The organism is Pseudomonas subflava, from assembly GCF_023823685.1.
Lineage (GTDB): Bacteria > Pseudomonadota > Gammaproteobacteria > Pseudomonadales > Pseudomonadaceae > Aquipseudomonas > Aquipseudomonas subflava.
Map to the genome: position 1 here is coordinate 1 of NZ_JAMXBF010000015.1, position 14,255 is coordinate 14,255.

Genomic DNA, 14,255 nt, shown 5'->3' on the forward strand with positions numbered 1-14,255 from the left:
ATTCTACAGCGTTCAAAACCGCTGTCAACCACCTCCTTTACAGCATCTTCGATCACTTGATCGAAGCGCCAACAGGACTCAACCACCACCCTGTCAGCCCGGCGCATTCTACTCGAATCCGCCATCCGGTCAATCTCTTTTTTCGTCTAACTCTTTGTTTTTCAAGGAGTTTTTCGGGAGGACTGCGCCGGAAGTGGTGCGCATTATAAGGACCTAATTCCGGCCGTCAACACCTTTTCTGAAAAGATTCCGCAATTCTTTATCCCACCTCTATAGGCAGTTTTTAGGCCTGCATGATCCAGCCCTCGACACCCATCGCCGCCTGGCGCAACGCCTCGGAGCGAGTCGGATGGGGATGGCAGATCAATGCTATGTCCTCGGCAGACGCGGCAAACTCCATGGCCACGCAGTACTCACCGATCATCTCGCTCACGCTCGGGCCCACCATGTGGACGCCGAGGATCTCGTCGGTGTACTCGTCTGCCAGCACCTTCACAAAACCTTCGGTCTCGTGGTTGATCTTGGCGCGACTGTTGGCGGTGAAGGGGAACTTGCCCACTCGATAGGCCCTCCCCTCCGCCTTGAGCTGCTCTTCGGTCCTGCCGACGCAAGCCACCTCGGGCTTGGTATAGATGACGCTGGGAATGACCTCGTAGTTCACCTCGGCGGCCTTTCCGGCGATCTTCTCGATGCAGGCGATCGCCTCGTCTTCCGCCTTGTGCGCCAGCATTAGCCCGGACGTAACGTCGCCGATCACCCAGATGCCTGACACCGAGGTCTGGTGCTGCTCGTTCGTCAGCATGCCGCGCTTGTCCGTGGCCAGGCCAACGCTCTCGAGCCCCAGGCCTTCGGTATAGGGACGCCGGCCGATGGCCACCAGCACATAGTCAGCTTCCAGTGTCTGCGCATCACCGCCGGCAGCCGGCTCGATATTCAGCTCGACGCCCTCATCCTTGACCAATGCCCCCGTCACCTTGCTGCCGAGCCTGAAGCTCATGCCCTGCTTGCTCAGTGAGCGCTGTAGAGTCTTGGCCGTCTCGTCGTCCAGGCCGGGACAGATTCGATCGAGATACTCGACCACCGTCACCTCGCTGCCCAGGCGCCGCCACACGGAGCCCAGTTCGAGCCCGATAACACCCGCGCCGATGACGACCAGATGCCTGGGTACCTCGGGGAGAGACAGCGCTCCGGTGGAATCGAGGATGCGCTGGTTATCGATGGTTATGCCGGGCAGTGGCGTAGGCTCCGAGCCGGTGGCGATCACGATGTCCTTTGCCTGCAGCTCGGTCTGGCTGCCGTCAGCCGCGGTGACCTGCACCCGTCCCGCCCCCGCCAGTTTGCCCCAGCCCTTGATCCACTCGACCTTGTTCTTGCGAAAGAGGAACTCGATGCCCTTGGTCAGCGCGGTAACGCTTTCCTCCTTCTGCTTCATCATCTGGGCCAGATTGAGCACGGGCTTGACCTCAATGCCGAGGTTGGCGAACTCCTTGCCGGCCGCCGCATCGTAAAGCTCCGAAGCATGCAGCAATGCCTTGGATGGCATGCAGCCGACATTCAGGCAGGTGCCGCCGAGCGTCTCACGCCCCTCCACGCAAGCCACCTTGAGCCCCAGCTGCCCGGCGCGAATGGCGGCGTTGTAACCGCCGGGACCACCGCCGATCACCACTACATCATATGCTCTCATGAAGCATCCCCTCTTCGAGTCAGCGACTGGCCGGCACAGGCACTACGCTCGGCGCGCGGCTCAGCAGGTGGAAGGCCACGAAGGCCGCCGTGGCGAAAGAACCATGAAGAAGAACCATAGGCCACGACGTGCCGTCCTGCAGGAGAGCGAGCAGGACACCGGCCAAAGTGGCGCCGGCCATCTGCGCGAAGCCCATGAAGCCTGCCGCCAGCCCGGCGCGATGAGCGTTGGGAATCACCGCTCCGGCCACCGATGCCGGCAGCACCATGCCGCCGCCCACGTTAACCAGCACCTGCGGTAACGAAACACCCAGCACGGAGAGACCGAAGAGGCCATGGGCCACCAGTGTCAACGCCGCGCCGGCCGCCACCAGGGCGACGCCGATGGCGACGATGCGCTGCGGGCCAAGCTGCATGATCTTTCTCTGGGTAAACAAGGCGCCGGCAATCAGGCCGGAGACGATAGCGCCGAAGGTTACGCCGTACTCCGCGGCGGTCAGGCCCAGCAGCTTTATATAGACGGTGGACGACCCGGCGATTACACAGAACATCGCACCGTAGGTGAAGGCCAGGGTAAGCGCGAAGGTACGCACCGAGAGCCCGCGCAGCAGGTCCCGGTAATCGCCGGCGAGCCTCATCAGGCGCCCAGCCTGCGGGTCCAGGTGCGGGTTGCTCTCCTTATAGAAGAAGAGCACCGCCAACAACGCCACCCCGCCCACGGCCATGGCGGCCAGCACCGGCGCCTGCCACCCCCAATACGCAGTCAGCAGACCGCCGAGCATCGGGGCCAGAGCGATGGAGGTCAGCATGCCGATCACTGTCAGCGCCAGGGCCGGACCGGCATGGGCCTGCCACACATCGCGAACCATCGCACGCGCCAGAACCAGCGCCGAGCACGCTCCTAATCCCTGTAGTGCCCGGGCCGCGATGAATTCGGAAAGATCGCCAGCCAGCAGCATCCAGCCGGTTGCCAACAGATAGCCGAGCAGGCCGGCGATCAGAACCGGGCGACGACCGAGGCGGTCCGACAGCGGCCCCACTACCAATTGCCCCAGACCGAAGGCTGCAACGAATGTCGACAGCGCGGCCAGGCTCGAGCCCTGCGCGGCCGCAAAGCCCTGCTCCAGCTCGCCGAGCGCGGGAATCAGCAACTGGGTGGAGATTTCCCCCAGCGCGGTCAGCGTCATGAGCATCAGCAGCAGCGTTCTGGACGGTTTCGGCATGATCGATCTCCTGGTGCGAGGCCACCTCGAAGCGATGTGACCATTTATATTTCGACCATAATATGAAATATTGAATGATGTCCATCATCAAAAGACAAGAGGAACCACCATGCAGGCAACTACCCGCGAACAAACGCTTCATCACTGGCAGGAAGCCGAGCGCGCCGCCCGTGCCAGACTCGGCGAACCCGGCACGCTGTCGCTGAAACAGGTCAGCGAGCTGAGCGCACAGGAATTCTTCGACCGTATCGGCAGCGGCGAACTGCCCTGCCCGCCTTTCGGCCACTTGGTCGACTTCGTTCCGCTGGAATGGGAACCGGGGCGCTTCCTGTTCCAGGGCACGCCGGATGCTCGCCACTACAACCCGCTGGGCAGCGTCCATGGCGGTTACGCGGCGACCCTGCTGGATTCCTGCATGGGCTGCGCCGTGCATACCCGACTCCAGCCTGGCCAGGGTTACACCACCATGGACCTGAGGATCAGCTATGTACGAGCCATCACCAGCAAGGTCGGCCCGCTGCGCGCCGAGGGCCGCATCGTTCATATCGGCCGCTCCACCGCGTTGGCCGAGGGCCGCCTCTACGACGTGGATGACCGCCTATACGCGGTCGGCTCCACCACCTGCATGATTCTCGACCTGCAAGCCTGACCAAGCCCGGCCGGCCATGCCGGCCGAAGCTTCATAGAACGCTTCAATCCATAACATTACAATCAGCATATATACGCTCGTTTGAATAGCTTCTATCTTCTCTGCGAACGCGAATCCTCGCCTTCCACCACAGGACCCCTAGCCATGACTTCCATCGTGATCGCCGGTTACGCCCGCTCTCCCTTCCACTTCGCCAAGAAAGGCGGCCTGATCAACCTGCGCCCCGATGATCTGGCGGCCCAGGTGTTGAAGGGCCTGGTCAACAAACTCGACCTCGACCCCAGCCAGCTGGAAGACGTGATCATGGGCTGTGCCTACCCCGAGGCCGAACAGGGTATGAACATCGCCCGCATCGCCAGTTTCCGCGCCGGCTTTCCCGAGACCCTGGGCGGCGCCACGGTCAACCGCTTCTGCGGCTCGTCCATGACCTCGGTGCACTTCGCAGCCGGACAGATCATGCTTGGCGCCGGTGATGCGTTCCTCTGCGCGGGCGTGGAATCCATGACGCGCGTGCCCATGGGCGGCTTCAACATTTCCCCCAACCCCAGCCTGATGAGCAGCTTCCCGCAGGTCTACATGGCCATGGGGCATACCGCCGAGGAAGTGGCCAAGCGCTACGCGATCAGCCGCGAAGAGCAGGAAGCCATGGCCGTCGAGTCCCACGCCAAGGCCGTGCGCGCCCGCGACCTCGGCTACTTCAAGGACGAGATCCTCGCCGTGGAAACCCCGGACGGCGTGGTCAGCGAAGACGGCTGCATCCGCCCCGGCACCAACCTCGAGGCCCTGGCCCAGCTCAAACCGGCCTTCGGCGGTAGCGTCACGGCGGCCACCTCCTCGCCCCTTACCGACGGCAGCGCCGCAGTGCTCGTTTGCACGGAGGAGTTCGCTCGTAGTCGCGGTCTGGACATCCTGACACGGGTGAAGGCTGTCGCCGTCGGCGGTTGCGCACCGGAGATCATGGGCATGGGCCCGGTGGTGGCCACCCGCAAGGTGCTGGAGCGTGCCGGCTTGAGCATTGCCGACATCGACCTGGTCGAGATCAACGAGGCCTTCGCCAGCCAGTCGATCGCCTGCGTGCGCGAGCTGGGCCTGGACATGGCACGGGTCAACCTGGACGGCGGAGCCCTCGCCCTTGGCCACCCGCTGGGTGCTACCGGCGCGCGTATCACCGGCAAGGCCGCGTCGCTGCTCAAGCGCACCGGCGGCCGCTACGCTATCGCCACCCAATGCATCGCCGGCGGCCAGGGCGTGGCCACCCTGCTCGAAGCCGTCTAACCGGCACAGCAACAGGACGTGGCCCGCGCGGCCACGTCCTTTGGCGACGCTCCCCACGTGTCTGCACGCCCGAGCCCGCACTCGAGGGTGTAACATGAAGGTCAGCATTCCAATCCTGCCGGGGACTGACTCATGCGCTATCCCGAAGACCACAAAGCCAAGACCCATCAACGCATCATCGAGGAAGCCGCCCTGCGCTTTCGCCGCGACGGCGTACTGGCGACCGGCCTGCAACCTTTGATGAAGGCCCTGGGCCTGACCCACGGCGGCTTCTATGCCCACTTCAAGTCCAAGGACGACCTGGTCGAGCAGGCCCTGCAGCAGAGCGCCGACCAGCTCGAGGAAGGCCTCAAGGATCTCGAACAGGCTCCGCAGCCGCTGCAGACGCTGATCAAGCGCTATCTCTCCGCGGCCCACTGCGAATCGCCCGGCACCGGTTGCCCGCTTCCGACCATGTCTGCCGAGCTGGGCCAGCGCGGCCAGCCGAGCGAAGTCACCGACCGCATCGTGCGCGGGCGACTGGAGATGATCGCCAGCCAGCTTTCAGGCGAGCACGCCGAGCAGCAGAGTGCGCTGATCCTCTCGGCCATGGTCGGCGCTCTGGTGTTGTCGCGCAGCGTCAACGATCCGAAGCTGGCGGAACTGCTGCGGGTCGGTACGCGCAATCTGCTGCTGGAGCAGACGGCGGACTGAGCCGCATCTGCGGAGCACAAAAAAAGCCCCCGCGGTTTCCCTCGGGGGCTTTTGTTTTACGGCCTCAACGCTTGTAGCGCGGCGCCGCCTGATTACGCGACAGGTTCGGCCCCAGCGCGCCGCGGGCGGCGACGAAGGCCTGCCAGTCGGCAGCCTCCGGCAGCGACGGGATGGTGATCAGCTCGCCCTGGTCGAAACCGGCCAACGCCGCGTCGACCATCTCGTCGACCTCCATGATCATCTCCGGCGGCAACTTGCTTTCGTCCAGGCCGCTGCGCCCCCAGATCTCGGTGCGGGTCACGCCCGGCAGCACGGCCTGGACCTGTACGCCCTTGCCGGCCAGCTCACCGTTTAGAGTCTGGGTCAAGCTCAGCACGTAGGCCTTGGAGGCGCTATACACGGCGTTGAACATCTCCGGCGCCAGCGCCACTACCGAAGCGAGGTTGATGATGGCGCCGCGGCCGCGGGCGGAAAACTGCGCGGCGGCCACAGAGGCCAGCCGGGTCAGCGCCACGACGTTGAGCTGGATGAGCTTCTCGGCCAGGTCCAGGTCGGCCTCCGCCAGGGTGCCGTTGCTGGCGATGCCGGCGTTGTTCACCAGCAGGCCGATTTCGAGGTCGCTGCGCAGGCGGTCCTCCACCGCCCGCAGTTCGTTCTTGTTGGCCAGATCGGCCTTCAGCACTTCCACCTGAACGCCGTATTCCTGATTCAGACGAACAGCCATGGCCTCCAGGCGCTGGTTATCACGTGCCACCAAAAGCAGATCGTGGCCGCGGCGCGCCAGGCGCTCTGCATAGGTCGCGCCGATACCTGCGGATGCACCGGTGATCAGTGCCTTGCCGAGTTTGCTCATGTTTCGTCTCCCGAAGAATGGATAAGGCCGAATGGCCAACAACTATATTGGATTACGCCCGACATATTATATGACGAGCGTAATCCCACAACAGCTGTTTGCCTATGGCCCTCATAGACCGAGGGCTACCCCTACATATGACTATAAAAATAGTCTAAAAAAGTATTTATCTATTCCATTTTTATCACTTAGCTTTGCTCTACCGGACCACCGGACAAATCCCAAGAAGAACGACATCTGTCCAGTGGCTCGGCCTTCCCCGGAACGGTCCGCGCCCGTCCGAGGAGCATCAACATGAGCATTCCCTTCGCCCGCCGCCTGCTGGCGGTACTGACGATTTCCAGCCTGAGCCTGAGCGCCCAGGCCGCCGATTTCACCGTTGCCTACCAGACCACCGTCGACCCGGCCAAGGTCGCCCAGGCCGATGGCGCCTATGAAAAAGCCAGCAAGTCCGAGATCGACTGGCGCAAATTCGACGGTGGCGCCGAAGTCATCACCGCCGTGGCCTCCGGCGACGTGCAGATTGGCTATGTCGGCTCCAGCCCGCTGGCTGCCGCGGCCACCCGCCAACTGCCGGTACAGACCTTCCTGATCGCCACCCAGATCGGCGCCGCCGAGGCCCTGGTCGCCCGTGACGGTAGCAAGATCAGCAAGCCGGAAGACCTGATCGGCAAGAAGGTCGCCGTGCCCTTCGTCTCCACCGGCCACTACAGCCTGCTGGCCGCGCTCAAGCACTGGAACATCGACCCGGCCAAGGTGCAGATCCTCAACCTCGCGCCGCCAGCGATCATCTCCGCCTGGAAGCGCGGCGACATCGACGCCACCTACGTATGGGACCCGGCGCTGGGCGTGGCCAAGGAAAACGGCAAGGTGCTGATCACCTCCGGCGAGCTGAGCGAGTTGGGCGCACCGACCTTCGACGCCTGGATCGTGCGCAAGGACTTCGCCGAGAAGCATCCGGAAGTGGTGCGCGCCTTCGCCAAGGTGACCCTCGACGCCTACGCCGACTACAGCAAGGACCCGAAGGCCTGGTTGGCCAACCAGGACAACATCGCCAAGGTGGTGAAACTCTCCGGCGCCAAGGCCGAGGACATCCCGCTGCTGCTGCAGGGCAACGTCTTCCCCCTGGCCGCCGACCAGGCCACCGCCCTCGGCGCGCCGACCACCCAGGCCATCACCGACACCGCCAGGTTCCTCAAGGAGCAAGGCAAGGTCGACGCCGTGCTGCCGGACTACGCCCCCTACGTCAGCAATCAGTACGTCACCAACTGAGGACTGGATTGGAACCGCGGGCTTCACCCGCCCTACGTCGGATCCTTGCGCAGGGCGGGTGAAACCCGCGAACAACCAAGCATCGGGCCCTCAGTCGTGAGCCTTCAGGCTCGCAACTAAGGTTCGGCGGCAGGGAAACCGCCGCCGGATGCACCCACATTGAAGAGAAAGACATGGCCCTACTCGAACTGGAGCGCATCGGCGCACAGTACCCCGGCGCGGCCGAACCGGTACTGCAAGACATTTCCCTGACCCTCGGCCCCGAGCAGTTGCTGGTGGCCCTGGGCCCTTCCGGCAGCGGCAAGACCAGCCTGCTCAACCTGATCGCCGGCTTCACCGCCCCCAGCCAAGGGCGCATCAGCCTCGACGGCGTGCCCGTCACCGGCCCCTCCGCCGAGCGCGGCGTAGTGTTCCAGGACGACGCCCTGCTGCCCTGGCAGAACGTGCTGGACAACGTCGCCTTCGGCCTGCAGCTGGCCGGGGTGCCGCGCGCGCAACGCGAGGCCAAGGCCCGCGAGCTGCTGAGCCTGGTCGACCTGGCCGGCTTCGAACAACGGCGCATCTGGGAACTCTCTGGCGGCCAGAAACAGCGCGTCGGCCTGGCCCGCGCCCTGGCCGCCGAGCCGCGCGTGCTGCTGATGGACGAACCCTTCGGCGCGCTGGACGCCTTCACCCGCGAACAAATGCAGGAACTGCTGCTGCAGGTCTGGCGGCGCACCGCCAAGCCGGTGCTGCTGATCACCCACGACATCGAGGAAGCGGTCTTCCTCGCCACCGACCTGGTGCTGCTGGCGCCCAACCCGGGACGCATCGCCGAGCGTCTGCACCTGGACTTCGGCAAGCGCTACGCCGCCGGCGAGAGCGCCCGCGCCATCAAGTCCGATCCCGATTTCATCGCCACCCGCGAGCACGTGCTCGCCCAGGTCTTCGCCGAGCGCCAGAGGAGGCAGGCATGAGCAGCTACGAGTTCGTCTATGCCAAGAGCGAGGCCGAACAGCAGGCCGCGCGTGCGCCACGCCAGCTCAGCCTGCTCGCCCTCGGCCTGATCAGCATCGGCAGCCTGCTGTGGATCTGGTGGGCGGTGACCGCCGCCGGGCTGATCGAGCCGCTGTTCCTGCCCAGCCCGCAGACCGTGCTGGCGCGCGGCTGGAAGCTGATCACCGAGGGCTACCTGGATGCCAGCCTGTGGCAGCACCTGGGCGCCAGCCTCGGCCGCATCGGCCTGGCCCTGCTGTTTGCCGTGCTCACCGCCATCCCGCTGGGCATCGCCATCGGCCGCAGCCGCCTGGTGCGCGGCCTGGTCGACCCGCTGATCGAGTTCTACCGGCCGATTCCGCCGCTGGCCTACCTGCCGCTGATCGTCATCTGGTGCGGCATCGGCGAGCTGTCCAAGGTGCTGCTGATCTACCTGGCGATCTTCGCCCCCATCGTCATCGCCACCGCCACCGGCGTGCGCAGCGTCGACCCGGCCAAGCTGCGCGCCGCCCAGGCGCTCGGCGCCAACCAGGGCCAGCTGATCCGCCACGTGGTGCTGCCCAGCGCCCTGCCGGACATCCTCACCGGCGTGCGCATCGGCCTCGGGGTCGGCTGGTCGACCCTGGTCGCCGCCGAGCTGATCGCCGCCCAACGCGGCCTCGGCTTCATGGTGCAGTCGGCGGCGCAGTTCCTGGTCACCGACGTGGTGATCCTCGGCATCCTGCTAATCGCGGTGATCGCCTTCGCCCTGGAACTGGGCCTGCGCGCCCTGCAACGCAAGCTGGTGCCCTGGCATGGCCAGGCCCACTGATTCGGAAATAGCTGCATGAGCCTCAATATCACCCCCCTGAGCCCGGCGCTGGGCGCCATCGTCGGCGGTGTCGATCTGCGCCAGCCGCTGGCGGACGCCGACCAGCGCGCCATCGAACAGGCCCTGCTCGACCACCAGGTGCTGTTCTTCCGCGCCCAGCCGATCGAGCCGCGGCAGCAGGCGGCCTTCGCCGCGCGCTTCGGCGATCTGCACATCCACCCGATCTATCCGAACATCCCCGAGCAGCCGGAAGTGCTGGTGCTCGACACGGCGGTCACCGACGTGCGCGACAACGCCATCTGGCACACCGACGTGACCTTCCTCGAGACCCCGGCGCTCGGCGCCGTGCTGGCCGCCAAACAGCTGCCGGCCTACGGCGGCGATACCCTGTGGGCCAGCAGCAGCGCGGCCTTCGAGGCACTGTCCAAGCCCCTACAACGGTTGCTCGACGGCCTCACCGCCAGCCACGACTTCACCCGTTCATTCCCGCTGGAGCGCTTCGGCAATACGCCCGAGGCGCTGGAGCGCTACCACGAGGTGCAGCGCCAGCACCCGCCGGTGACCCACCCGGTGGTGCGCACTCACCCGGTCACCGGGCGCAAGGGATTGTTCGTCAACGAGGGCTTCACCACGCGGATCAACGAACTGGAGCCGGCCGAGAGCGACGCCCTGCTGCGCCTCCTGTTCGCCCATTCGACCCGGCCGGAGTTCAGCATTCGCTGGCGCTGGCAGGAGAACGACGTGGCCTTCTGGGACAACCGCATCACCCAGCACTACGCGGTGGACGACTACCGCCCGGCACGGCGGGTGATGCACCGCGCCACCATCCTGGGTGATCGCCCGGTCTAGTCCTTCCTGGCCTCGGGCGAGGCATCCTCGAAGCGGTCAACGGTGCGCAGGCTGCGGAAGCCCCACATCCAGCCGCCGACCACGCCGAGGGTGCACAGGCTGCCCAGCACCGCCGCCGGCACGGCGCCGAACCAGGCGGCGCTGCTGCCGGCGCGGAACTCGCCCAGCTCGTTGGAAGAGCCGATGAACAGCATGTTCACGGCATTCACTCGGCCGCGCATGGCGTCCGGGGTGGAGAACTGGATCAGCGAGGAGCGGATGTACATGCTCACCATGTCCGCACCGCCGGCCACCAACAGCGCGGCGAACGACAGCCAGAACAGGCTGGACAGCGAGAACACCAGGTTGGACACGCCGAACACCGCCACCGCGATGAACATGCGCATACCCACGTGGCGATTGAACGGCCGGGTGCTCAGGTAGAAGCCCACCGTCACCTCGCCGATGGCCATGGCGCTGCGCAGAATGCCGAGGCCGGTCGGGCCCACCTCCAGCACCTCATGGGCATACATCGGCAACAGCGCCACCACGCCGCCGAGCAGCACGGCGAACAGGTCCAGCGAGATGGTGCCGAGGATGATCGGCCGCGAGCGGATGAAATGGATACCGGCGGTGAAACGCTCCCAGGCCGTGGCCTCGAGCGGCTTGACCTCCTCGCGGAAACGCACCTGGACGAACGCCAGCATCACTACACCGGCGCCGAAGAACAGCAGGCACACCGCGTACGTCAGCTCACCGCCGCCCATGGCGTACAACGCGCCGCCGAGCACCGGACCGGAGATGGTCGACGCCCGCACGATCATGCTGTTGGCCGCGATGGCCGCCGCCAGCCGCTCGCGCGGCACGATCTGTGGCAGCAGGCTCGACAGCGCCGGGCCGGTAAACGCGCGGGCGCAACCGTAGGCCACCAGCACGCCGTAGAAGGCCTGCACCGGCCCGTGGATCAGCGACAGCCACAACAACACCGCGGCGCACACCGCCTCCACGCCCCAGCTCAGGCCGAGGATCCACTTGCGGTCGAAACGGTCGATCAAATCGCCGGCCGGCAGCAGCAGGAACAGCATCGGCAGGAACTGGGCCAGGCCGACATAGGCCAGGCTCATCGGGTCGCGGGTCAGGTCGTAGACCTGCCAGGCCACCACCACCGCGAGGATCTGCACGGCGAACATGGCCAGCACGCGGGCGGCGAGAAAGGGAGCGAAACCAGGCTGGCGGTAGACGGAGGGTTCGGCGGACACGGTGCAAGGTCCCGAGGCAGAAAGGAAGCGGCGCAATCTACTGGATCGAAAGCTGTCCGGGCAAACAGGTCCGGCATGCGGAGCGCAACATCCCGCTCCGCTGCGCCTTCAGGGCGACAGCACGGTTATTGTTGAGGACAGCCCCGGGCCCCGCGAAGTTGCAGCCCTCGCGCGCGGTTCAGCCTGTCGACGCGCTACCGGTTCAGCTCGTAGGCGCAGATGTTGACGGTGGAGGCCAGGTTCAGCGACTCGATGGCGCCGCAACCGGCGATGGTGAACGGCTGGGCGCCGAGCGCGCTGAGCTGCTCGCGCGGCACGCCGCGGGCCTCGTTGCCGAACAGGTAGCAATCGAAGTCCTTGAAGCTGGCGGACTGCAGGCTGTCGCCCTGCATATCCAGGCAGGCGATGCGCGGGAAACGACTGCTCAGCGAATCCAGCTGCACATCCAGCTCCAGCGGCGTATGGAAGATCGCGCCCATGCTGGAACGCACCACCTTGGGGTTGTACGGGTCGACGCTGCCGGGGCTGAGCAGGCAGCGGAAGCCACCGAACCAGGCCAGGGTGCGCAGGATGGTGCCGAGGTTACCCGGGTCCTGGATCTCGTGCAGGTAGATGGCGCGCTCGCCGGCAGCCACCGGCGCGGCTTCCTGCGGCATCGGCACCACGGCGACGATGCCCTGCGGCGTCTTGGTGTCGGAGATCTGCGCCATCTGCCGCTCACTGACCACATGGGTCTTGAACGGGCTCTGCCAGTGCTCGTGGGCGGCGGTCACGTACAGCTGGCTGCGCTGCAGCAGCGGGTTGTGCGCGGCGGCCTTCTGCAGCTCCAGCACCAGGTGCTCACCCTCCACCAGGAAGTGGCCGAACTCGGCGCGGTACTTCTTCTGCTGCAGCTTCTTGACGTCGTCGAGCTTCATCAAGCGCCCTGCCCGGACAGCATCGACTTGGCCACGGCCTCGGCGACCTTGATGCCGTCCACGCCCGCCGAGAGGATGCCGCCGGCGTAACCGGCGCCTTCACCGGCCGGGTACAGACCCTTGAGGTTGAGGCTCTGCAGGCTCTCGTTGTCGCGGGTGATACGCACCGGCGACGAGGTACGGGTCTCGATGCCGGTGAGGATCGCGTCGTCGCGATCGAAGCCACGGATCTGCTTGCCGAAGGCCGGCAGCGCCTCGCGGATCGCTTCGATGGCGTATTCCGGCAGCGACGGCGCCAGGTCGCCCAGGCGCACGCCGGGCTTGTAGGACGGCTCCACTTCGCCGAACTCGCTCGACGGCGTGCCACGAATGAAGTCGCCCACCAATTGGGCTGGCGCACAGTAGTCGCGCCCGCCCAGCTCGTAGGCCCGCGATTCCAGATGCTCCTGGAATTCCACGCCGGCCAGCGGGCCGCCGGGGAAGTCCTGCTCCGGGTTGATGCCGACGACGATGCCGGAGTTGGCGTTGCGCTCGTTGCGCGAGTACTGGCTCATGCCGTTGGTGACCACGCGCTCCGGCTCGGAGGTGGCGGCCACCACGGTGCCGCCCGGGCACATGCAGAAGCTGTAGACGGCGCGGCCGTTCTTGGCGTGGTGCACCAGCTTGTAGTCGGCGGCGCCCAGCTCCGGATGGCCGGCGTACTTGCCCAGGCGGGCCTGATCGATCAGCGATTGCGGATGCTCGACGCGGAAGCCGATGGCGAAGGGCTTGGCCTCGATGAACACGTTCTGCCGATGCAGCATGCGGAAGGTGTCGCGCGAACTATGCCCCAGCGCCAGCACCACGTGGCGGCTGCGAATGGTCTCGCCATCGGCCAGCACCACGCCCTCCAGTTGGCCGTCGTCGATCACGAGATCAGTGACCCTGCTCTCGAAGCGCACTTCGCCGCCCAGGGCGATGATCTCCTCACGCATGGCGGCGACTACGCCGGTGAGGCGGAAGGTGCCGATGTGCGGCTTGCTGACGTACATGATCTCTTCCGGCGCGCCGGCGCGGACGAACTCGTGCATCACCTTGCGGCCGTAGAACTTGGGGTCCTTGATCTGGCTGTACAGCTTGCCGTCGGAAAACAGGCCGGCACCGCCCTCGCCGAACTGCACGTTGGATTCGGGCGTCAGCACCTTCTTGCGCCAGAGGGCCCAGGTATCCTTGGTGCGGCGGCGCACATCCTTGCCGCGCTCCAGCACGATGGGTTTGAAGCCCATCTGCGCCAGCAGCAGCGCGGCGAACAGGCCGCAGGGACCGAAGCCCACCACCAGCGGGCGCTCGCTCAGGCCGGCCGGCGCCTGGCCGACCGGATAGTAGTGGGTGTCCGGCGCCACACGGATGTGCTGGTCATCGGCGAAGCGCGCCAGGACGGCTGCCTCGTCGCGCACCTCGAGGTCGATGATGTAGATGAAGAGGATGACGCTGTTCTTCTTCCGCGCATCGTAGCTGCGCTTGAACACGGTGAAGTTCAGCAGGTCGGCCTCGCCGATACCCAGGCGTTTGAGGATGGCCTGGCGCAACTCATCGGCGGAATGATCGAGGGGCAGGGACAGTTCGGTGATGCGAATCATGGGAATAATCCTGGCCGGTGACTCCGGCAAAGGAACAACAAAGAAGAAAGGTGCGAATTGTAGCCGTCACGGCCCGCCCCTGTCAGGCCGCCAAGCGCCGCGGATTTAACCTGCGCGGTGTTATCGGCCTATAATCGCCGCACTTCGCGGCCGGCGCCCCGCGCGCCGCCTCGCCTCAATCGATTTCCCGCACCTGGC

At 65.7% G+C, this 14,255-nt stretch carries 14 protein-coding genes; 8 read left to right on the forward strand and 6 right to left on the reverse strand.

All coding sequences use genetic code 11. From position 1 onward, the window contains the following. On the forward strand, positions 1-209 hold a 209-nt coding region (locus NF616_RS19715), incomplete at its 5' end, for a hypothetical protein (RefSeq protein ID WP_252275483.1). 74 nt (positions 210-283) lie between these two features. Here the strand turns inward: NF616_RS19715 and lpdA are convergent. Together lpdA and NF616_RS19725 are read right to left on the reverse strand one after the other, a co-directional pair. After that, on the reverse strand, positions 284-1,684 hold the full coding sequence (gene lpdA, locus NF616_RS19720) for a dihydrolipoyl dehydrogenase (RefSeq protein ID WP_252275484.1): 1,401 nt from the start codon (positions 1,682-1,684) through the stop codon (positions 284-286). Between the two features lie 19 nt (positions 1,685-1,703). Beyond that, positions 1,704-2,906 carry an MFS transporter gene (locus tag NF616_RS19725; RefSeq protein WP_252275485.1) on the reverse strand — a complete coding sequence of 401 codons (1,203 nt, stop codon included), beginning with the start codon at positions 2,904-2,906 and terminating at the stop codon, positions 1,704-1,706. 109 nt (positions 2,907-3,015) lie between these two features. Here NF616_RS19725 and NF616_RS19730 point away from each other — a divergent pair, with 109 nt between their 5' ends. The 3 genes from NF616_RS19730 to NF616_RS19740 all read left to right on the forward strand — a co-directional run bounded on the left by NF616_RS19730 (position 3,016) and on the right by NF616_RS19740 (position 5,523). Next, positions 3,016-3,555: a PaaI family thioesterase gene (locus tag NF616_RS19730; protein WP_252275486.1), complete on the forward strand. Its 540-nt coding sequence runs from the start codon at positions 3,016-3,018 to the stop codon at positions 3,553-3,555. Between the two features lie 144 nt (positions 3,556-3,699). Beyond that, positions 3,700-4,830, forward strand: coding sequence for a thiolase family protein (locus tag NF616_RS19735; protein WP_252275487.1), 1,131 nt, complete (start codon positions 3,700-3,702; stop codon positions 4,828-4,830). A 132-nt stretch (positions 4,831-4,962) separates the two neighbouring features. Continuing rightward, positions 4,963-5,523: a TetR/AcrR family transcriptional regulator gene (locus NF616_RS19740; RefSeq protein ID WP_252275488.1), complete on the forward strand. Its 561-nt coding sequence runs from the start codon at positions 4,963-4,965 to the stop codon at positions 5,521-5,523. A 64-nt stretch (positions 5,524-5,587) separates the two neighbouring features. Here NF616_RS19740 and NF616_RS19745 read toward each other — a convergent pair whose 3' ends face one another. Beyond that, positions 5,588-6,376 (reverse strand): SDR family NAD(P)-dependent oxidoreductase, encoded by a 789-nt coding sequence (locus NF616_RS19745; protein WP_252275489.1) that lies wholly within the window; start codon positions 6,374-6,376, stop codon positions 5,588-5,590. 294 nt (positions 6,377-6,670) lie between these two features. Here NF616_RS19745 and tauA point away from each other — a divergent pair, with 294 nt between their 5' ends. From tauA to tauD, 4 genes are all read left to right on the forward strand, one after another. Next, a complete protein-coding gene (tauA, locus tag NF616_RS19750; RefSeq protein ID WP_252275490.1) occupies positions 6,671-7,648 on the forward strand; it encodes a taurine ABC transporter substrate-binding protein in 978 nt (325 codons plus the stop codon). 173 nt (positions 7,649-7,821) lie between these two features. After that, positions 7,822-8,604 carry a taurine ABC transporter ATP-binding subunit gene (gene tauB / locus NF616_RS19755; protein ID WP_252275491.1) on the forward strand — a complete coding sequence of 261 codons (783 nt, stop codon included), beginning with the start codon at positions 7,822-7,824 and terminating at the stop codon, positions 8,602-8,604. Further along, positions 8,601-9,434 carry a taurine ABC transporter permease TauC gene (gene tauC, locus NF616_RS19760; RefSeq protein WP_252275492.1) on the forward strand — a complete coding sequence of 278 codons (834 nt, stop codon included), beginning with the start codon at positions 8,601-8,603 and terminating at the stop codon, positions 9,432-9,434. Before tauB ends, tauC begins: the two co-directional genes overlap by 4 nt. Positions 9,435-9,449: 15 nt before the next feature. Further along, the gene (tauD, locus tag NF616_RS19765) at positions 9,450-10,283 is read left to right on the forward strand and encodes a taurine dioxygenase (RefSeq protein WP_252275493.1); all 834 of its coding nucleotides are present in this window, start codon (positions 9,450-9,452) and stop codon (positions 10,281-10,283) included. On the opposite strand, the gene NF616_RS19770 is transcribed toward tauD, so the two are convergent. From NF616_RS19770 to NF616_RS19780, 3 genes are all read right to left on the reverse strand, one after another. Further along, positions 10,280-11,521 carry an MFS transporter gene (locus NF616_RS19770; RefSeq protein ID WP_252275494.1) on the reverse strand — a complete coding sequence of 414 codons (1,242 nt, stop codon included), beginning with the start codon at positions 11,519-11,521 and terminating at the stop codon, positions 10,280-10,282. The two genes, tauD and NF616_RS19770, sit on opposite strands and share 4 nt — an antisense overlap. A gap of 194 nt (positions 11,522-11,715) precedes the next feature. After that, on the reverse strand, positions 11,716-12,438 hold the full coding sequence (locus NF616_RS19775; protein WP_252275495.1) for a TrmH family RNA methyltransferase: 723 nt from the start codon (positions 12,436-12,438) through the stop codon (positions 11,716-11,718). Further along, positions 12,438-14,057, reverse strand: coding sequence for an NAD(P)/FAD-dependent oxidoreductase (locus NF616_RS19780; protein ID WP_252275496.1), 1,620 nt, complete (start codon positions 14,055-14,057; stop codon positions 12,438-12,440). Before NF616_RS19780 ends, NF616_RS19775 begins: the two co-directional genes overlap by 1 nt. Between the last annotated feature and the right edge of the window lie 198 nt (positions 14,058-14,255).